We start from the raw sequence: 18,957 nt of genomic DNA, 5'->3' as shown, positions 1-18,957 counted from the left end.
AGTTATTTTGAATTTGTATTTTTAGAAGTTGAGAAAAAAATGAGTAATCAACCTTTTACCCATCTGGATGTGCTGGAAAGTGAATCTATCCACATCATGCGAGAGGTGGCGGCGGAATGCAAAAATCCTGCGTTGCTATTCTCTGGTGGTAAGGATTCCATCGTTATGCTGCGCCTGGCAGAAAAGGCTTTCCGCCCAGCGCGCTTTCCGTTTCCGCTGGTACACATTGATACTGAGCATAACTTTCCGGAAGTGATCGCTTGTCGCGACAAATTGGCATCTGATTTAGGCGAGCGGCTAATCGTGCGTTCGCTGGATGACTCGATCAAGAAGGGAACGATTGTGCTGAAAAATGCAGATCAGGGACGCAATGCCTTTCAGTCTGTGACCTTGCTGGAAACTATTGCCGAGTTTGGTTTCGATGCTTGTATTGGCGGTGCGCGCCGTGACGAGGAGAAAGCACGAGCCAAGGAGCGCATCTTTTCTTTCCGCGATGAGTTCGGTCAGTGGGATCCGAAAAATCAGCGCCCCGAGTTGTGGGATACATACAACACGCGGGTGCATGCCGGTGAAAATATTCGCGTGTTTCCGATCAGTAATTGGACAGAGATGGATATTTGGGAATACATCGCACGTGAGAAGCTATATATCCCCGACATCTACTACGCGCATGAACGCGAGGTGATTCGCCGTGACAATGGTATTTTGCCGGTGTCGCATCTGGTGCAGCCCAGGTCAGGTGAAAAGGTGGAAAAAATGATGGTGCGTTTCCGCACTGTGGGCGATATGACTTGTACCTGTCCGGTAGAGTCGCATGCACGCAACGCGCAGGAAATTATTGAAGAAACAGCCATCACACGCATTACTGAGCGCGGTGCGACACGCATGGATGATCAGACTTCAGAGGCATCAATGGAACTGCGCAAAAAAGAAGGTTACTTTTAATTATGAGCAATACCACACAGCTTCTTCGTTTTATCACTGCTGGTAGCGTTGACGATGGCAAGAGCACGTTAATTGGCCGCTTGTTACATGACTCCAAGTCCATTTTCGAGGATCAACTTTCTGCCATCACCAAAACCAGCGAGCGGCGGGGCGGCATGGGTGCAGTGGATTTGTCACTGCTCACCGATGGCTTGCAGGCGGAGCGCGAGCAGGGAATTACCATTGACGTAGCGTATCGTTACTTTGCCACGCCCAAGCGCAAATTTATCATCGGCGACACACCTGGGCATGAGCAGTACACGCGCAACATGGTTACTGCGGCCAGTACCGCGAACCTTGCCATCATATTAATTGATGCACGCAAGGGCGTACTGACACAAACACGCCGCCATACCTTCATCACCAGTTTGGTGGGTGTGCCGCACATTGTGCTGGCCGTCAACAAAATGGATATGGTGGATTATTCAGAAGAAACGTTCGACGCGATTTGCGCAGAGTATCGTGCATTTGCCGCGCAGCTGGGCCTGCATGAGATGACCTGCATTCCAATGTCGGCATTGAATGGCGACATGGTAGTGGAGCGCGGCGAAAACTTAAATTGGTATCAAGGCAGCCCACTACTGGAACTGCTGGAAAATGTGGTGATTGACCATGACATCAACACTACCGACTTCCGCTACCCGGTGCAATGGGTGTGCCGTCCGCAGACGCAGGAATATCACGATTTCCGCGGTTACATGGGACGTATAGAGTCGGGAGATATCGCGGCGGGCGATGAAATTACTATCCTGCCTTCCGGCCGCACCACCAAGGTGAAAGAGATCGTCACCTTCGATGGCAACTTGCAACGTGCTTGCGCGCCACAGTCGGTCACGCTAACCCTGACGGATGAGATCGATATCTCACGCGGCGATATGTTCGTGAAGTCTGCCGCTATGCCGCAAGTTTCCAAGGAATTTGAGGCCATGCTGTGCTGGCTGTCTGAATCGCCGCTTGACCTGAGTCGCAAATACATTATCAAGCACACCACGCGTGTGGTGAAGTGTTTGTTTGCGCGCCTTGAATATCGTGTGGACGTCAATACATTGGAACAGCACAGCAGCGCCACGCTCAATATGAATGACATTGCTCGCGTGGCGATGAAGGTGCAACAGCCGCTGGTTTTCGACAGCTATATTACAAACCGTTTTACGGGCAGCTTTATTGTCATTGATGAAGCGACGAATAATACTGTTGCGGCGGGAATGATTATTATTGGATAAAGGCAAACGTGGTTGCGACATCTCCTTACAGAGTGGCGGTGGTGAATATGTCGATAAGCGGCAGTGGTGTGAGCCGCAGCAATCTTACGTTCGTAAATAAGGTGGCCGCGCTAAACAACGCAGTTTGGACGCCGACATACGGGTGGGTGTACCCAAAGATATTTTTTGTCCAGGCTGCCGGAAACACTCAAGTGGACGCATATGACGCGGCGTATTCACCGCCCTCTCTAACCGCATCGCCAAACGATGGTGTTATGGTGGTCGGCGCACACGACCGCTTCTGCGGCATTTCTGGGTTCTTCAATAATGGCGCCCTAGCAGGTTCCGAACCCGGTTCGAATGTCGGGGTATGTATCGACGTGTTTGCGCCAGGCACTGACATTTGGTCGGCCTGGAGCGATGTGTCGTATCCCCAAAAAGGAAACGGTACGATTTACAACAACTATGGACGATTGAGTGGAACGTCAATGGCAGCTCCGCATATTGCTGGCGTTGCAGCATGGTTGGCGGAGACGTACAACCCCTCAAGCGTCGGCGCGCTTGAGACGCTCGTGCGTAGCTATATCGTCGCAGGATCAAATCCACAGCGTGTACGGCTTCCATGATTGCATTCAGTCGATCGATGGCGCATAAAAACTGGCTCTTAGCAGCGGCTTTTGCGTTACTCTGGTTAGTTCCGTTTTTGCCTTCACGGGCTGCAAGTGTCGTTGAACCTGGCCCGTTTTCAGTCGTTCCACGCGAGGGGCTTTTTTTGGAGTTTGTTATATCCCCTCAACTGGACTATCCCCCCGCCACTTACACGCGGCTCTTTACACAAACAGAAAATCTGCCGCCGACCGCACAGGGTGACTTTCCGAAGCGATCTAGTGTTCGGTTTATGGATATTTCGCAACCGCCCTCTCTTCTATCTGCTTTTGGATTCGACCTGCGCAGTAGAAGTGGGATCGAGCCGCATGTCCACTTTGAAAACTTGTTTTCAAGTTTTAATGGTGCCACTGTAATCTCTGAGTATTATCCGTCTGGCCCCTTTCTCCCCAACGCACTTTCAGAAAAAGGGACTATAAGCGCTCCGGGCGTGCCGAGTTGTGGCGTATCCCTTATGCCGCCTCTCTTCGGCTTTAGTCCACCCCCAATGGTTCCTTGCTACACAACCTCTGAAGGTGTGCAGCGAGCTACTACAGTTACGGGGTTTGAGTTTGAAGAGTTTGTCGTCTCTGGACTTAACGCTGGTTTATGGATTGGCTATGAGCTAGGAGTAACAGGCTACTTTGATGTGATCAAGTTGCGCGACCTCCCCGCTCCAAAACGCGCTGGTACGGTGATCGAATTCCGCAACACACAAGATTTCCCCAAATCACCAGGCGGTAATTTTTTCTACACAAGCGATCCGGCAGAAGCGGCATTTGTTGATTCCGGCGGCGCGGGTCACTTTGTTCGCACGGGTAAGTCGTTCAACGCAGGCGGTTTCGTGCGTATCTGTCGCTTCTATGGCAGCGTCTCGCCCGGGCCAAACTCACACTTTTTCACGGTGGGCGATGCCGATTGCGCGGCGTTAAAAAACTTGCAAAAAACGCCGCGCCCAACGACTGAGCAACAGTGGAATTTCGAAGGTTATTCGTTCCCGATGAATGTGCCACGGAAAAACGCTGACGGTTCATTTTCATGCCCGCAAGCGAGTGTTCCGGTGTATCGGGCTTACAACCGCGCTTTTGCTGACAACGGGGCGAAAAATGCGTGGGATTCAAATCATCGGTACTCAACGAACCAGCAAGACATCGCCGAAGTGGTGGCGCTCGGTTGGGCAGACGAGGGCGTTGCGATGTGCGCGCCCGCTTAAATGCGGAGCATTTGCTCTAGCAGCGTGTTTTTGAGTCAGGAGTAGAGATGGGCTAAGGCGCGGCGCAGGTTCTCGTCGCTGACGATCTTGTTCATGCCAAGTATCTGCGGTGCGACTTCGTCACCGCGCAACTCGGCGACGTGCGCATAACGTCGCTGCCCATCGAGAATCGAGAGTAGTCAGGTGCCGGGGACGTCGACTTTTGCGGGTGCGTTGGGGCTGGTGTACAACATCGGGCAGCCTTCCATCTAGCGGGCGAATAACCCGGTTATTTTGAGAAATTCGGCAAAGAACGTCAACTGCCTCAGTGCGGTCGGACTTCCGTTCTCGTCCCAACGAACCTGAAATCACCCGCCTGGTGTCACCAAGCGAATGTCTTCCACTACCCGTTCCTGGGCTTGTACCTGTAACGCCGAATCAACGACTTGTAGCCTCGCTTTTTGCTCAAATTCACTCACCCATTGGGTAACTCTCCGCATCCGCCGTTAATCCGCTCCAGTATTGGGTTCGCAGCCGTTTTTACAAGTTCAGCTGAAGGAAATAGGATGAATGGTGTGTCGCATAATTATGCGTGTGTGTGGTATCTTGCGGGCTAACTTAGCCTATGCACCCTGAGATGCCATGAGCCTGTTTTCACTAATTGCCGCCCTGTTGCTGGAACAATTACATCCGCTTGCTTCGCGCAAATACTTGTTTGTTCGGCTCACACGCTATGTCAATTTTTTTCAACATCACTTAAATACAGGTGAGCATAAGCATGGCAAGATTGCTTGGCTACTGGCGGTGTTGCTACCGTTATGTGGTACAGCAGCATTGTATTGGTTGTCGTACTTCATCCACCCGGTGTTCGCCTGGGCATTCAGTGTGCTGGTTCTGTACCTCACCATGGGCTTCCGCCAGTTCAGTCATTACTACACCGACACTCACCAAGCGCTACGTGACAACGATTTGGATAAAGCGCGCAGTATTCTTTCTACATGGCGTGGAATGCCATGTCATGATCTGAGTTACGAGGAAGTTGCGCGCGTCACTATTGAAGAAGGACTGCTGGCCTCACATCGTCGTGTGTTCGGAATAATAGCGTGGTTCGTGATTACAATGATGCTGGGGCTGGGGCCAGTTGGCGCAATATTGTATCGTATGGCACAGTTCATTTATACGCGTTGGGATAACCAGAATGAAGCTGAGCTCAGCGAATTCGGCGTATTTGCACGTCAAGCTTATCATTGGATAGAATGGCTTCCGCTGCGTCTTACCGCCACGATCTTTGCTATTGTCGGCGATTTTGAAGACACGGTGTATTGCTGGCGTACACAGGCACAAAACTGGCCTGATCCAGAAGCTGGCATTGTGCTGGCAAGTGGTGCAGGAGCGATCGGTGTACGGCTTGGATCGCCAATTTCACAGGGCGGTTTGCCACTGGACCGTCCCGAACTGGGAATAGGGGATGAGGCTGACGTGGACTTCATGCAAAGCGCTATAGGTTTGGTGTGGCGCGCGCTGGTATTCTGGATTGTGTTGTTGTTACTGCTAGGATTGGCAACGTTAGTGAGGAGCTGACGTATCCGGAACATTTTGGCTCCTTGTTTGATAAATGTTATAACCCCCCTGATTGTTCAAGGAGGCGAGTCAACATTTGTTCTGGCTTATCTCCTGAAACAGCTTTAGTCTCCGTGCATCTATCTTCCCTTCTTGCTCTGTTTTTTTCAGTGCGCAGCCCGGCTCGTGCGTGTGACGACAGTTATTGAAGCGACACTGGCCGTGTAGTGCTGCGAATTCCACAAAACCAGCTTCGATGGCACCAAAATTCAGATGATGTAGCCCGAATGCTTGCACACCGGGGCAATCTATCAGATGGCTTTCCGTATCCAAGTGATAGAGACGTGCGTGGGTGGTGGTGTGTTTTCCTGAATTCAGTGCGGTGGATATTTCGCGTGTGGGTGCTTGTGCATCCGGTAGCAAAGCATTGATGAGAGTGGATTTACCCATACCGGATTGCCCCACCAATATGCTGGTGTGACCTTGTAGAAAGGGACGCAGAGGAGAAACATTCTCTTTGGCAGACAGTTCCAGCACACGGTAGTCAATGGCGCGGTAGGGTTCCAGTTGGGCACGCGCAATTATTGCTGCTTCCAGTAAATCGCATTTATTCAGCACAATAAGAGTTGCAAGTTGCTGATCGTGTGCGGCGATAAGGCAGCGCGCCAGTAGTTCATCGCTGAATGACGGCTTGCTTGCCACGACCACAATAATTTGTGTAATGTTGGCGGCAATAAGTTTCTGGCGGTAGGCATCAGAACGATACAGTAAAGTCTGGCGCGGCAGGATACGTTCGATCACCCCTTGTGCATCACTTATGCGCTGAATTTCTACAATATCACCACATGCAACTTCGCTTTTTTTTCCGTGTGTCAGACATGGCAGCATCTCTCCGTCACACAGTTCAACCATATATTGGCGGCTGAAGGCGGCGACTACTTGCCCTTGGATTGGTGGATTCAAACCTTAAACAAGGCGTCTACCTTGGCGGCGCAGATGAAGTCATTCTCCGACAGACCATTAATGGCATGCGTGGAATATTCCACATGGCACTTGTTGTAGCTTACGTTCAGATCGGGATGATGATCTTCCCGGTGCGAAAGCCATGCCACTGCATTTACGAAGGCCATAGTCTGATAATAGTTCTTGAAGTCGAAAACCTTGCCGATGGTGTGATCGCGCTGTGCCCAGCCATCCAGCTGCTTTATCAGAATGTTGATTTTATCCTGAGGCAACGGTTGTATACCGCCTTCGCAAGGTTTACATTTTTTGTTTGCCAAATCACAGGAAGTTGTCATATCGCTCACTTGAATTTATAGAAATTCTTGTTGAGATAGGCTGCAAGGTCTAGTTTTTCCTGTGTGGACAAATTAGCACGCGCATTACGAGCGCATACTAAAATTTGTGCCGCTAGCTGCTGCGGATCCTTCACCTTGCGGTCGGGGCGCGTGAAGATGGCATTGCCGTCACCGCCCATCTTGCCGTTGTGACAACGGTTACATTGGTATTTGTCGAACAATTTTTTACCGGCTTCAGCTTGGCCATCGGCAAAGGGCTCAGCTTGTGCTGTACCGCACAGAAGTAGAAATATAGCAAAAAATTTCTTCATGACTAGGCTCCTTGTAAAGTTTGTAATCGGGCAATACGCATCAGCGCGGGTGGATGCGAGTCGTAAAACGTAGAATACAACGGATCTGGCGTAAGTGTTGCAGCATTGTCTTGGTACATCTTTACCAGAGCGCCGGCCAAATCATGCGCATTGGTTTGTTGCGCGGCATAGGCATCTGCCTCAAATTCATGTTTGCGCGAGTAGTAGCTCATAAGCGGATGCAGTAAAAAGCTGAACACCGGCAATATCATGAAGAACAGTAATAGCGCCAGTGCGGTCGATGGAGTGGTAACACCGAGTCCGTCATAGAACCAGTTTGCCTCCATCAATTGTGCTAGCAGCCATAAAAAACCCAGGCTCAAGGCAAAGGTGAAAACGATACGCTTCAGCACATGGTGACGCTTGAAATGTCCCAGCTCATGCGCTAGTACTGCCTCAATTTCTGTTGGCGCGAGGCGTTCCAGCAGGGTGTCGAAAAACACAATTCGTTTGGTTTTTCCGAAGCCCGTGAAGTAGGCGTTCCCGTGTGAGGTACGTTTGGAGCCATCCATTACGAATAGCCCCTGTGCGGTGAATCCGCATTTCTGCAGTAGTGCCTTAATACGCATTTTGAGCGTCTCATCTTGCAGTGGAGTGAACTTGTTGAACAGCGGTGCGATGAAAGAGGGATAGATGAATAGGAGCAGCAGATTGAACGTTACCCATACTCCCCACACATAAAGCCACCAATTTGCGCCCATGCGTTCCATCAGCCACAACACTCCAAATAATAATGGCAGGCCGAATATGGCGCCGAGCAACAAGCCTTTTGCGGCATCGGCCAGATACATTGCCAGCGTCATTTTATTGAAGCCGTAGCGTGCCTCAATGACGAATGTGCGGTAAAGGCTGAACGGCATTTCCAACAGGGATGAAAGTAGCAGCACCGTTAGGATGACCGCCAGGCCTTGTATAAGTGAATTGGTAAAGGTGGTCAACCATAAGTCTGCGATCCACTGCACTCCGCCACCGAGGGTGAATACGAGTAGCAGTAGAGCATTGAATGGTGCACTCACCATAATCAATCGCGTTTTGGCGCTTGTGTAGTCTGCCGCTTTTTGGTGTGCTGAGAGATCTATCTGCTCGCGAAAATCCGATGGCACTTCGGCGCGATGCGCCTGGATGTGGTTAAGATGACGTCGTGCCAGCCACATTTGGGCGATCGTGGTTAAAAACAGTGCGCTAATAAATAACGCGGAAAATTGGAATGGATTCATTTATTTTTATTTTTATATATATAATGTAAGAAATTGATATTATTTGTTTATTTTATATTTTATAGCGTACTCTAGCTATGTTTTGCTAATTATAAATAATTTGCTTATGGTGTTGATATGGCACAATACCTGCTAGATATTATCAATAAACAAACTCAGTGAATTATGGCACAAAATCAAAACTACCTTATTTGGATAGACATGGAGATGACCGGTCTAGTTCCGGAAACTGATTGCATTATTGAAGTTGCGCTGGTTATTACCGATAGCGATTTGAATACTATTGTTGAAGCCCCGGTTTTGGTAGTGCATCAAGCAGATATCATATTGGATGGCATGGATAGCTGGAATAAAGCCACCCATGGCAAATCTGGCCTCATCGAAAAGGTAAAAGCATCTACGCTGGACGCCGCAGCAGTGGAAGCTCAGATGCTGGAGTTTCTCAAGGAGCATGTGCCCGCTCGCACATCACCGATGTGCGGCAATTCCATCTGCCAGGACCGGCGCTTTCTTGCACGCTGGATGCCGCAACTGGAAAGCTATTTCCACTACCGCAATTTGGATGTAAGCACCCTTAAGGAACTTGCTAAACGCTGGAAGCCTGAAGTGGCTCAGGGAATAAAGAAACACGGTAAGCATGAAGCGCTGGCCGATATTTACGAATCTATCAATGAGATGAAATATTATCGCGAAAATTTTATTCGGGAATAAGACATTTTTGTACCGCTGTATGGGTTAGCCCATATGGCGAAATGTACATTAGCTTTACAAGCTAACGCTTAGCGCCCATTGCCAGAGCCCTTAAGCGGCTCTGTTCCAGTTGCACAGCTTGTGGTTTATCCAGCCAGCCGTGAAGGTTATCCAACACCAAATCCGTTAAGGCGTGTATCCAGCCTGGTCGTTCATTGAGGCAAGGAATGTAGTGATACTCGCCGCCGCCTGCATGCCTAAAGTCTTCTTTACCTTCCATTGCAATCTCTTCCAGCGTTTCCAGGCAGTCTGCAACGAAGCCAGGACAGACTACATCAACGCGTTTAGTTTTTTTCATACCTAACTCTTTAAGTATGGCAGTGGTATAAGGTTGGATCCACTCGGAGCGGCCGAAGCGCGACTGGAAGCAAACAGTGTATTGATCTGCATTAAGTTGCAGTGCCTCAGCTATCAGACGTCCGCTCTTTTGGCATTCACAGTGATAGGGGTCTCCCTTTTCCAGCGTATAGCGCGGTAAACCGTGAAAGCTCATCACCAGCTTATCCGGACGGCCATGCAGCGTCCAATAATCGCGAATGTTTTGAGCAGTGGCCGCAATGTAGCCAGGGTTGTCGTGGAAGTGCTTAATGGTGCGTAGAGCGGGCATGTTGCGCTGTTTGGAGAGTTCATTAAAAATGACATCCCATGCGGTGCCGGTTGCACTAGCGGCATATTGTGGATACATCGGAACGAGCAGGATGCGCTGGCAGTTTTGCGCTTTGAGTTTGCCTAGCACGCTGGGAATTGAGGGGTTGCCGTAACGCATGGCGTAATCCACCACCAGTGGCATGCCATGGGTGCGTTCCCCCAGATAGCCTTGTAGCAGGCTAGTCTGACGTTCAGTATGAACTTTCAGGGGTGAGCCTTCCGGCATCCAAATGCTGGCATATTTGGCGGCAGATTTCTTTGGTCTAGTGTTCAGGATAATGCCGTTCAGAATGAACCACCAGACCAGCTTGGGAATTTCCACCACGCGCGGGTCGCTCAGAAATTCACGCAGGTAAGGTTTGACCGCCTGGGCGGTGGGAGCATCAGGCGTGCCAAGGTTAAGCAATAACACAGCACATTTTTCAGGTGTGCCGTGGGTGAAAGTGGGTTCAGTTGGGTAAGGCATAAAGTTTTATCCAAAAAAATTTGCAACTGAAAAAAAGCCAAACAGAATACCAATTGAAAAGTTTTGGACTGTACTTCCCTATGCCTTTAATGTTGGTATTTTGTTTTTGCTAATATTGCGACAGTGCATTGCTGAGCAGCTTGGAGGTGATGTCCACAATCGGGACGACTTTTTCGTAATTCATGCGCTTGGGACCGACCACCGCCAGTGTGCCAACAACCTGACCGTCAGAAGTGTAAGGTGCACTTACTACACTGCACTCGTCCAACCCGGGCAAACCGGATTCGTTACCGACAAAAATATGCACGCCGGGTGCATGGCGGCTTGCATCAAGCAACTGAAGCAGCTCGGTTTTCTGTTCGAACACGGTGAACAGCCCGCGCAGCTGTTGCATGTTTGATGAAAGATCGTTTATATACAGAAGATTGCGTTCACCGCTGATCACGTAATCTTCATTTTTTCGTGCAATTACCGCATCACCTGCCGCCATCGCCGCGCTCATTAGCGATGTCAGGTCATGCTGCAATTGATGTAATTCGGACTGCACGCGTTGGTGGATATCCTGGAATGGGCAGTCAGCATAGTGCTGGCTTAAAAAATTACCAGCCTCAGTGAGTTGTGACTGGGTGTAATCCTTATGAGTTAGCAATACGCGGTTTTCCACCTCGTTATTTGGCATTACGATAATTAGCAGAACTCTCTTTTTGGATAGGCGTAAAAATTCGACATGGCTCACTGTGATGGTGGCGCGCTTTGGCGTGGCGACCACACCGGCAAAATGGGTGAGCTCTGACAACAAATTGGACGCCTGCATCAGCAAGCGGGAAGGATTGTCCGGTTGTAATTGGTGTTCGAGTTGTTGCACACGTGCGCTGTCCAGCGGTTGCACTACCATCAATGTGTCGATAAACAAACGATAACCCCGTGCAGTCGGCACGCGTCCAGCGGAAGTGTGCGGACTGCTCACCAGCCCCATTTCTTCGAGGTCGGCCATTACATTACGAATAGTGGCAGAGCTGACTTCCAAACCGGAAAACTGCAGTAGCGCGCGCGAACCCACCGGCTGACCATTGTTAATATAGCGATCCACCAACGTCTTAAGCAAAATTTGTGCGCGGTTGTTAAGAATTGTTGACATTTAATCTGATCTGGAAGTAGCGGCGTTGTTCTTCGATAAAGGTTTGTTGTGTTCGTGGTTGGTCGATAAGCGAGGTCGGCTCGAATATCAGCAGTTTAAAACTTAATGAATTCGACAATAATTTATGTTTCATTTATGCCATGCACAAGCATTTTTTTCACATCAAAAATAACATAATGCTCAGACTTGAATACACAGGTGAACATTATATTCACTTGGTAAGCTGGAAATTATTCTAATGTTGTTCTACATTTGATATATCTCCGTACAACTTATTTTAATGATAATCTAAGGTCTGATTTAAGTAAAAAAAGTCTCTAAGAAGTAAAGATATAAGCTATCTCGTTTAGTGTCTGCAAAGTTTGAGTAAACACCGTTAATTATATTCATTCATTCCTTATTGAATCAATATACTCTTTGCTTAGTATGCTCTTGATGAAGTTGACACAAAATATTAGTTATATTTATGGTTACCAAATATCCTACGCTTGGATGGTCTGCAACCCAAGCCCTGAAAATATTATAATTAAATTTATTTGTTCAACCGAGGAACTACAAATGAAACCACAAGCCGAACTTATTGTTCGAGAATCTGGTTATGGGTACAGATCGCTATAGGGGGTTGTTTCTAAAAAAATCCAACACCACCCCAAAATTATCCCGCAAAGTACTAACCATTTTTTTCAATTAGTAGTTCCTGACAATAATGAACTTGCCCGTGGTACATTACGCGCCATTCTGCACCAAGCCAGTCTCGGCGTCGATGAACTTAACGCATTACGCTACCCATCAATAATGGTGGTTAAGATTTAAAGATGGATAAAATTTCCACCCCAATCATTTTATTAAACGGAGAAATCATGAAATCAGTTTATATTTCAACCCTACTAATTCTAGCTCTTGCGGCATTCGCTGACGTATACGCGGCTGACTCCACGCTGAGTGTAACCTGTAAAGGTGATGACGTGGGCGCTGATGTGTTGGTTAATGGCAAATTCAAGGGCGAATGCCCTGTGGACGTGCTGGTACCGGAAGGCAAATTAAAGTTGAAGGTGCAAAAGAAAGTTGATACTTCCAATGTACGCATATTCGAGCAAGAAATTCGTATGGGCGATAACGTGCTCAAAACGATCGAAGTGTTATTGGGTGCGCCGCAAAGTAACGCCGAAGGCAAGCATCAGGAGCCAGCACAGTTGAGCTTGGAGCAGACTGAGGCGAAGAAGGGATCATTGCTGAGTGTCACCTGTAAAATTGATGATATGGATGCTGAAGTATTCGTCGACGATAAACTCAAGGGCGCATGTCCGCTGGACGTGCAGGTGCCTGCAGGCACGTTGAAGTTGCGGGTGCAAAAGAAAGTCGATGCTTTGAATGATCGCATATTCGAACAAGAAATCCGTGTGGGAGATGGCGCGATCAAAAAGGTCGAGGTCCAATTGGGCGCGGCGCAACTTAATGCTGCAGGTAAACGACACGAACCTGAACAGGCTGAGGTAAAAAAGGGAACGTTCAAAGATTGTCCAGGCTGCCCTGAAATGATAGTCATCCCTGCAGGAAGTTTTGACATGGGTTCGCCGGATAATGAGGTCGGTCACGGCGTTGATGAAGCTCCTGTTCATCGGGTCACTCTACCGTCCTTTGCCTTGAGCACAACCGAAGTTACCCGAGGCCAGTATGCGGCATTTGTGGGCGATACAAAACATGACGCAGGGACATGTTGGGCAGTCAACGAAAGTGGTTGGGTTGAAGAACGTGCTGGCCGCAATTCGGGTGACTTTGTCTTTCGGAAAGACCTTGCTGGCGACAGCCAGTTTGATAACCGCCCGGTTTCCTGTGTCAATTGGCATGATGCTCAAGCCTACGTCCAATGGTTATCAAAGAAAACCGGAAAGAACTACCGTCTTCCGACCGAAGCAGAATGGGAATATGCCGCCCGCGCCGGCACGACAACCGCCCGCTACTGGGGTAATGATGTCGGACGTAATAATGCTAACTGCAGTGATTGCGGTCACAAGTGGGATGGGTCTGCCACTCCGTGGGAGGGAGCATCATCTTCCCCGGTAGGCAGCTTCCAGCCTAATGCTTTTGGTCTGTACGACATGCTTGGCAATGTGTGGGAATGGACGGAGGATACTTATCATAATAATTATAAAGGTGCGCCAACCAATGGAAGTGCTTGGGTGCAAAGAACATCTGGAAATGATAGGTCTGTAGGACGTGTTATTCGCGGCGGCTCTTGGAAATACAGTTCGGAGTTTATGCGCGCAGCATACCGTATGGGGAACGAAGAGATAAAACGTTATGAATACAAGGTTGGAATTCGTCTCGCCAGAACGCTCCCGTAACCAGAACGCTCTCGTAAATAGTATATTTTCCTTTTGCTCTTTATCTTTTTTAGCATGGGATGCAAGCAAATGAGGTAAGTAATGAGGGGTGGTTGGTGGATGGGGATAGTGGGAGCAATTTATATTTTACTTTAATCTGATTGGGCCTCTTTTTTTGTTTGTTTAAAAAGGGGATGCAGTTGAATTATTTGTCTCAAACTAGCGTCGGATTAGTTATAGAGAACCTTGAATAATATTCAGAGTGGCAATACGTATTTTTCTAATCTGGCTGTGATGTTTGAGTTTCGATCTTTGAAATTAAACCATTGTTGTAGTTTAATTTCATCCATGGTTTTATTGTGATAAATTTATGTTTTAAATTAGAATTTGAACTCCACCAATTCCAAATTCAAAGAGGATGTCGAAGGGGACGTTGCCAAAAAGATATAGAGAGCAATAATTTTTGCTATGAAATTCCCATTTAAAACTATCGCTCTGATTGGAAAATACAAGACGCCGGAAATTACCGAGCCGCTGTTGCGGTTGGCTGCATTTCTTGCCGAACAAGATGTTTCTGTAGTAGTGGATAGTCTCACGGCCGAGCACCTAAAGCAGCACGACTACAGCGTTATGGCTCTGGACGCGATGGGGGATGGGGTGGATCTGGCCATCGTGCTGGGCGGCGATGGAACCATGCTAAACATTGCTCGTACCTTGGCACCCCTCGGTATTCCGCTAGTGGGAGTGAATCAGGGGCGATTAGGTTTTCTTACCGACATTTCGCTTGATACCATGCAGCAAACCATAGCCGCTATGCTGGGCGGCAATTTCGTCACTGAGCAGCGCATGTTGTTGTCTACATGTATTTTGCGCGATGGTGTAGAGGTATTTAATTCGCTAGCGTTCAACGAAGTGGTGTTGCACCGCGGCAATACCAGCAGCATGATTGAATTTGAGGTGCGCATCGACGGTGAGTATCTATACCTTCAGCGTGCAGATGGTTTGATTGTAGCGACCCCTACTGGCTCTACAGCATATGCGTTATCCGCTGGCGGCCCTATCTTGCATCCTTCACTCGACCTTATTGCTCTGGTTCCTGTCTGTCCGCATACCTTAAGCAATCGTCCCATCGTTGTTAAAAGCGAATCGCTGCTGGAAATTCTGCCGCACCGCATATCTGATGCGCGTGTGCATTTTGATAGCCACGCCTATTTTGACTTGCAGGAAAATGACAAAGTGATGGTGAGCCGTCATCAACAGCCGGCTTGTTTATTGCATCCAGTAGGACATAGCTATTACCGCACATTGCGTGAAAAATTGCTCTGGAATAAAACATTGTAATGTTGAAATTTCTTAGTATCCGCGACTTTGTCATCGTTGATTCCCTTGAGCTCGATTTTTCCTCTGGCTTTACCGCGCTTACCGGCGAAACCGGTGCGGGAAAATCCATCTTGATTGACGCTTTGTCGCTGGTATTGGGCGAGCGTGGTGATGCGGACATGGTGCGTAGCGGTTGTGAGCGTGCCGAGATTAGTGCGGAATTCGATATGACTGACTTGCCAGATTTGCAATCCTGGTTGTACGAGCAAGAGCTGGTAGGCGATGCGAATGTATGCATGTTGCGCAGGGTGCTGGATGCCAACGGGCGTTCGCGTGGTTTCATTAATGGGCGTAGCGCCACGTTGCAACAGATGCGCGATGCGGGTGAGCATCTGCTTGATATCCACGGTCAGCATGCGCACCAGTCCTTGCTGCGTCCCGATGCTCAGCGCGACCTGCTGGATGGCTATGCTGGTTTGATAAACGAGGCGGAAGAACTGGCGGGATTATTCCGCGAGTGGCAAACGTTGCTTCGCCGCCACACAAAACTGGAGCAAAGCGCTGAAGCGGTGGCTAGCGAGCGCGAATTACTATTGTTCCAACGGCAGGAACTGGAAATGCTGAACTTCAGCGTACAGACATGGATGGAATTACAGGCCGATTATGCGCGTCTGTCGCACGCCGCTGACCTGTTGGAAACCGCACAGTTTGGCGTGGAAGTATTAAGTGAAGCCGATACTGCCTGTCTTGCCCAATTGAATGCGCTTACTACCCGTTTACGCGCGGGTATTGAATTCGACGGATCCTTGCAGGACACGCTTAATATGGTGGAAAGTGCCCAAAATGATTTGCAGGAAGCCGTGTACGCGTTACGCCATTACCCGCAGAAAGTGGATGCTGACCCGCAAAAATTGCGTGATCAGGAACGGCGCATGGCTGCGGTGGTGGATGCGTCGCGCAAATACCGGGTAATGCCGGAGCAATTGCCCGGAGCCTTGCAGAGTATTGTCGCGCGGCTGGAGGATCTGGGCAGCGATGCTGACCTTGCCGCATTGGCGCAGCAAGAGGTTGCCGCACGTGAGCAGTATTTATCCGCCGCGAAAAAATTGGGTGCGGCACGCAAGATAGCAGCTGAAAAATTATCGCGTGAAATTACTACTGCAATGCAGACTCTGGCAATGCAGGGCGGCCACTTCGCCGTGGCACTGAAACCGCTTGCCGAAGGAAGTGCACATGGGCTGGAAGCGCTCGAATTTCAGGTGGCGATCAATCCCGGTTCGCCGTTGCGCAGTTTGGCAAAAGTTGCCTCTGGTGGCGAATTATCGCGTATCAGTCTGGCGATACAGGTGGCAGTCAGTCAGGCAGCCACCGTGCCCACGTTGATCTTTGACGAAGTGGATAGTGGTATAGGTGGGCGTGTGGCGGAAATTGTTGGTATTTTGCTTAAGCGCTTGGGACAGCGCCATCAAGTAATGTGCGTAACGCATTTGCCGCAGGTGGCAGCGATGGCGGATGCACAATGGCAGGTGAGCAAGTTCAGACGAAACGGTGCCACTGTAAGTACTGTATCTATCCTCAAGCAGGTGGAACGTGTCGAGGAAATTGCGCGCATGTTGGGCGGAGTAAGAATTACCGATACCACACGCAAACATGCGGCCGAAATGCTTGAGGTGGGGCTAGGTCTGTCGTCCTGAAGACGCTTTGATGTATCATGCTGAAGTTCCATTATCAATGGTTTTTATTATGCGCATTAAGTTAATTGCTGTCTCTGTGTTGCTCGTTTCGTGCAGTGAAATGACTATGCCCAAGCTACCCTCGTTCACTGCTCACAAGATGGAAATTAATCAAGGTAATATGGTTACTCCAGAGATGCGTCATAAGCTCAAGTTGGGTATGACGCGGTTGCAGGTGCAGGCCATCCTTGGCACGCCGCTGGTCAATGACGTCTTTCATACTAACCGTTGGGACTATGTGTATAGGCTCGAAAAAAAGGGTAAGTTACTTGAAAAACAAAGCATGACACTATATTTTGAGGGTGAATACCTAACTCGTATTGACGATGGCAACATGCCCGCACTACCCGCAGTGGTCGTACCCCTGCTGCCGGTTGAACCAGCCGACGAGAACTAGCCCTGAAAAATACTCAAGGAGTAGCGATGAATAAAATAAAAGTCGCAATTGCCGGTTGTAGTGGGCGAATGGGCAAGGCTTTGCTGGAAGGCATACTGCAGTCGGATGATCTGGAATTACATGCGGCTTTGGAACATACCTCAAGTGCGCAGTTAGGGAAAGATGCTGGTGAGTTGGCTGGTAGCGTATGCGGCGTGAAGATTACCGCTGATGTGGAGAATGCTTTGCAAGGTGCGAATGTGTTGATTGATTTTACTCGCCCGGAAGGAACGGTGAATCACCTTGGAATATGTATAAAACTCGGCGTGCCTATGGTTATAGGCACCACCGGTTTTACTGCGCAGCAAAAGGCGCAACTGGGTGCGGCAGCGCAGCACATCGGCATCGTGTTTGCTCCCAATATGAGCGTAGGCGTGAACCTTACTTTCAAGCTGCTGGAAATGGCGTCCAAAGTGTTAAGCCATGGCTATGATATTGAAATCATCGAAGCACATCACCGTCACAAAGTGGATGCACCCTCCGGCACCGCGTTGGGCATGGGAGAAGTAATTGCAAAAACGCTGGGGCGTGACCTTGCTAAATGCGCTGTATATGGTCGTGAGGGTGTCACTGGTGAACGTGACCCGTCCACTATTGGCTTCGCCACTGTGCGCGGTGGCGACATTGTGGGAGACCACACCGTACTATTTGCAGGCACCGGCGAACGTATCGAAATTACTCACAAGGCTAGTAGTCGCGCCACTTTTGCTCTCGGTGCACTACGCGCCGCACGTTTCCTGCAAGGCAATGCGGCTGGGATGTATGACATGCAGGATGTGCTTGGGTTGAAATAAGTGCTTTGGTAGCGCGCTTCAACAGAGAAAAAATTAATATTTAGCACAATCATTTTGCTTAATATTGTGTTGAGATGCTAAAGATGGCAGCATGATTACTAATACTCCCCGCTTTGAGCAAGCGTTTGACAAATTTGATGCCGCTAACGCCGCTGATCCTAATCAGGAAGTTTTCGAGGGTGTAATTTATCCAAAAGAATTACTCTATGCTAAACGCATGACTACCATGCTTAAGCATTTTGAGCCTGATGCCTCTGAAACGTTGCAACTTGCAGCGCGTTGCCAGCATATCTGCCGCTGGAGAATCTCACGAAACAATTATCCGATGGATAAAGTGGGTTACAAATGCTGGCGCATTGAATTGTATAAATTTCACGGTGAAACTGCTGGTGGAATTATGCGCGAGGTAGGTTACGATGAGGAAATGATCGTTAATGTACAAGCACTGTTGCGCAAAGAAAAGCTCAAAACGAACCCGGAAAGCCAGATATTGGAAGACGTCGTTGGCTTAGTGTTTCTTCATTATTATCTGGTAGATTTTGTTAATAAATATAGTCATTTTGAAGAAGAAAAACTGCTCAACATTCTCCGCAAGACTTGGAAAAAAATGTCCGAGAAAGGCCACATAACCGCATTGAAATTTAACTTCAGTCCAGAACTGCGGGTGGTAATTAATAAAGTGCTGGCTGTAGCCTGACTATTTACCAGGTGGGACAGTGAATTCAGTTAAGCAGGCAGACAGGCAGATTAGGTTTCGCAATTGATACCCCCCCCGCTATCAGGTATAATTCAAAAATAGCAATGGCGGGATGAACGATCGGTTCGTCCCGCTTCTTTATGTCATCCGAGCTGTTAGCCCGAATGTTTCATAAATTGGCGCGTGCTCTCTTTGGTCTTTTG

Annotated in this window: 19 protein-coding genes; 12 read left to right on the top strand and 7 right to left on the bottom strand. The window is 48.9% G+C overall.

Features of this window, described 5'->3' with window-relative positions; translation table 11 throughout:
* Positions 1 to 39: 39 nt before the first annotated feature.
* From cysD to MJ768_RS09350, 4 genes are read left to right on the top strand one after another with little or no spacing between them, the layout of a single operon-like run.
* On the top strand, positions 40 to 945 hold the full coding sequence (gene cysD, locus MJ768_RS09365; protein ID WP_239290893.1) for a sulfate adenylyltransferase subunit CysD: 906 nt from the start codon (positions 40 to 42) through the stop codon (positions 943 to 945).
* Between the two features lie 2 nt (positions 946 to 947).
* Entirely contained in the window at positions 948 to 2,207 is a 1,260-nt protein-coding gene (gene cysN, locus MJ768_RS09360) for a sulfate adenylyltransferase subunit CysN (protein WP_239290892.1), read from the top strand.
* A gap of 8 nt (positions 2,208 to 2,215) precedes the next feature.
* Positions 2,216 to 2,812 (top strand): S8 family serine peptidase, encoded by a 597-nt coding sequence (locus MJ768_RS09355; RefSeq protein WP_239290890.1) that lies wholly within the window; start codon positions 2,216 to 2,218, stop codon positions 2,810 to 2,812.
* Complete coding sequence (locus MJ768_RS09350) at positions 2,809 to 4,044, top strand: hypothetical protein (protein ID WP_239290888.1); 1,236 nt, start codon at positions 2,809 to 2,811, stop codon at positions 4,042 to 4,044. The genes MJ768_RS09355 and MJ768_RS09350 overlap by 4 nt, the downstream gene beginning before the upstream one ends.
* Positions 4,045 to 4,391: 347 nt before the next feature.
* On the opposite strand, the gene MJ768_RS15170 is transcribed toward MJ768_RS09350, so the two are convergent.
* Positions 4,392 to 4,523 carry a hypothetical protein gene (locus MJ768_RS15170; RefSeq protein ID WP_256449848.1) on the bottom strand — a complete coding sequence of 44 codons (132 nt, stop codon included), beginning with the start codon at positions 4,521 to 4,523 and terminating at the stop codon, positions 4,392 to 4,394.
* Positions 4,524 to 4,665: 142 nt separating this feature from the next.
* Here MJ768_RS15170 and MJ768_RS09345 point away from each other — a divergent pair, with 142 nt between their 5' ends.
* The gene (locus MJ768_RS09345; protein WP_239290886.1) at positions 4,666 to 5,604 is read left to right on the top strand and encodes a CobD/CbiB family protein; all 939 of its coding nucleotides are present in this window, start codon (positions 4,666 to 4,668) and stop codon (positions 5,602 to 5,604) included.
* Positions 5,605 to 5,673: 69 nt separating this feature from the next.
* On the opposite strand, the gene rsgA is transcribed toward MJ768_RS09345, so the two are convergent.
* The 4 genes from rsgA to MJ768_RS09325 are packed head-to-tail and all read right to left on the bottom strand — an operon-like array spanning position 5,674 to position 8,448.
* Positions 5,674 to 6,546, bottom strand: a complete 873-nt coding sequence (gene rsgA, locus MJ768_RS09340; protein ID WP_239290884.1) for a ribosome small subunit-dependent GTPase A — start codon at positions 6,544 to 6,546, stop codon at positions 5,674 to 5,676.
* Positions 6,543 to 6,881, bottom strand: a complete 339-nt coding sequence (locus MJ768_RS09335) for a 4a-hydroxytetrahydrobiopterin dehydratase (RefSeq protein ID WP_239290875.1) — start codon at positions 6,879 to 6,881, stop codon at positions 6,543 to 6,545. Before MJ768_RS09335 ends, rsgA begins: the two co-directional genes overlap by 4 nt.
* Positions 6,882 to 6,886: 5 nt before the next feature.
* Positions 6,887 to 7,192, bottom strand: coding sequence for a c-type cytochrome (locus tag MJ768_RS09330; RefSeq protein WP_239290873.1), 306 nt, complete (start codon positions 7,190 to 7,192; stop codon positions 6,887 to 6,889).
* Between the two features lie 2 nt (positions 7,193 to 7,194).
* Complete coding sequence (locus MJ768_RS09325; RefSeq protein ID WP_239290871.1) at positions 7,195 to 8,448, bottom strand: M48 family metallopeptidase; 1,254 nt, start codon at positions 8,446 to 8,448, stop codon at positions 7,195 to 7,197.
* A gap of 165 nt (positions 8,449 to 8,613) precedes the next feature.
* Here MJ768_RS09325 and orn point away from each other — a divergent pair, with 165 nt between their 5' ends.
* The gene (orn, locus tag MJ768_RS09320; RefSeq protein ID WP_239290869.1) at positions 8,614 to 9,159 is read left to right on the top strand and encodes an oligoribonuclease; all 546 of its coding nucleotides are present in this window, start codon (positions 8,614 to 8,616) and stop codon (positions 9,157 to 9,159) included.
* Between the two features lie 61 nt (positions 9,160 to 9,220).
* Here orn and hemH read toward each other — a convergent pair whose 3' ends face one another.
* Complete coding sequence (gene hemH, locus MJ768_RS09315) at positions 9,221 to 10,312, bottom strand: ferrochelatase (protein WP_239290867.1); 1,092 nt, start codon at positions 10,310 to 10,312, stop codon at positions 9,221 to 9,223.
* Positions 10,313 to 10,421: 109 nt separating this feature from the next.
* On the bottom strand, positions 10,422 to 11,441 hold the full coding sequence (gene hrcA / locus MJ768_RS09310) for a heat-inducible transcriptional repressor HrcA (RefSeq protein WP_239291151.1): 1,020 nt from the start codon (positions 11,439 to 11,441) through the stop codon (positions 10,422 to 10,424).
* An 869-nt stretch (positions 11,442 to 12,310) separates the two neighbouring features.
* On the opposite strand from hrcA, the gene MJ768_RS09305 reads away from it, so the two are divergent.
* From MJ768_RS09305 to MJ768_RS09280, 6 genes are all read left to right on the top strand, one after another.
* On the top strand, positions 12,311 to 13,795 hold the full coding sequence (locus MJ768_RS09305) for a formylglycine-generating enzyme family protein (protein ID WP_239290858.1): 1,485 nt from the start codon (positions 12,311 to 12,313) through the stop codon (positions 13,793 to 13,795).
* Between the two features lie 447 nt (positions 13,796 to 14,242).
* Positions 14,243 to 15,115 carry an NAD kinase gene (locus MJ768_RS09300; protein ID WP_239290856.1) on the top strand — a complete coding sequence of 291 codons (873 nt, stop codon included), beginning with the start codon at positions 14,243 to 14,245 and terminating at the stop codon, positions 15,113 to 15,115.
* Positions 15,115 to 16,788: a DNA repair protein RecN gene (gene recN / locus MJ768_RS09295; RefSeq protein WP_239290854.1), complete on the top strand. Its 1,674-nt coding sequence runs from the start codon at positions 15,115 to 15,117 to the stop codon at positions 16,786 to 16,788. The genes MJ768_RS09300 and recN overlap by 1 nt, the downstream gene beginning before the upstream one ends.
* A gap of 106 nt (positions 16,789 to 16,894) precedes the next feature.
* Complete coding sequence (locus tag MJ768_RS09290; protein WP_239290853.1) at positions 16,895 to 17,224, top strand: outer membrane protein assembly factor BamE; 330 nt, start codon at positions 16,895 to 16,897, stop codon at positions 17,222 to 17,224.
* Positions 17,225 to 17,250: 26 nt separating this feature from the next.
* Complete coding sequence (gene dapB, locus MJ768_RS09285) at positions 17,251 to 18,057, top strand: 4-hydroxy-tetrahydrodipicolinate reductase (RefSeq protein WP_239290852.1); 807 nt, start codon at positions 17,251 to 17,253, stop codon at positions 18,055 to 18,057.
* Positions 18,058 to 18,148: 91 nt separating this feature from the next.
* On the top strand, positions 18,149 to 18,754 hold the full coding sequence (locus MJ768_RS09280; RefSeq protein WP_239290851.1) for a DUF4202 domain-containing protein: 606 nt from the start codon (positions 18,149 to 18,151) through the stop codon (positions 18,752 to 18,754).
* Positions 18,755 to 18,957 lie beyond the last annotated feature (203 nt).

It is taken from the genome of Candidatus Nitrotoga sp. 1052 (assembly GCF_927312905.1).
In the GTDB taxonomy this organism is placed as follows: Bacteria; Pseudomonadota; Gammaproteobacteria; order Burkholderiales; family Gallionellaceae; genus Nitrotoga.
The sequence above is the reverse complement of the archived record's forward strand: the minus strand, read 5'-3'. Positions and strand labels throughout refer to the sequence as shown.

Bases quoted from the DNA above. Each gene is read 5' to 3' on its own strand.
- cysD (WP_239290893.1), top strand. From the start codon at position 40: ATGAGTAATCAACCTTTTACCCATCTGGATGTGCTGGAAAGTGAATCT.
- cysN (WP_239290892.1), top strand. From the start codon at position 948: ATGAGCAATACCACACAGCTTCTTCGTTTTATCACTGCTGGTAGCGTT.
- MJ768_RS09350 (WP_239290888.1), top strand. From the start codon at position 2,809: ATGATTGCATTCAGTCGATCGATGGCGCATAAAAACTGGCTCTTAGCA.
- MJ768_RS15170 (WP_256449848.1), bottom strand. From the start codon at position 4,523: ATGCGGAGAGTTACCCAATGGGTGAGTGAATTTGAGCAAAAAGCGAGG.
- MJ768_RS09345 (WP_239290886.1), top strand. From the start codon at position 4,666: ATGAGCCTGTTTTCACTAATTGCCGCCCTGTTGCTGGAACAATTACAT.
- MJ768_RS09335 (WP_239290875.1), bottom strand. From the start codon at position 6,881: ATGACAACTTCCTGTGATTTGGCAAACAAAAAATGTAAACCTTGCGAA.
- MJ768_RS09330 (WP_239290873.1), bottom strand. From the start codon at position 7,192: ATGAAGAAATTTTTTGCTATATTTCTACTTCTGTGCGGTACAGCACAA.
- MJ768_RS09325 (WP_239290871.1), bottom strand. From the start codon at position 8,448: ATGAATCCATTCCAATTTTCCGCGTTATTTATTAGCGCACTGTTTTTA.
- orn (WP_239290869.1), top strand. From the start codon at position 8,614: ATGGCACAAAATCAAAACTACCTTATTTGGATAGACATGGAGATGACC.
- hemH (WP_239290867.1), bottom strand. From the start codon at position 10,312: ATGCCTTACCCAACTGAACCCACTTTCACCCACGGCACACCTGAAAAA.
- MJ768_RS09305 (WP_239290858.1), top strand. From the start codon at position 12,311: ATGAAATCAGTTTATATTTCAACCCTACTAATTCTAGCTCTTGCGGCA.
- MJ768_RS09300 (WP_239290856.1), top strand. From the start codon at position 14,243: ATGAAATTCCCATTTAAAACTATCGCTCTGATTGGAAAATACAAGACG.
- recN (WP_239290854.1), top strand. From the start codon at position 15,115: ATGTTGAAATTTCTTAGTATCCGCGACTTTGTCATCGTTGATTCCCTT.
- MJ768_RS09290 (WP_239290853.1), top strand. From the start codon at position 16,895: ATGCCCAAGCTACCCTCGTTCACTGCTCACAAGATGGAAATTAATCAA.
- dapB (WP_239290852.1), top strand. From the start codon at position 17,251: ATGAATAAAATAAAAGTCGCAATTGCCGGTTGTAGTGGGCGAATGGGC.
- MJ768_RS09280 (WP_239290851.1), top strand. From the start codon at position 18,149: ATGATTACTAATACTCCCCGCTTTGAGCAAGCGTTTGACAAATTTGAT.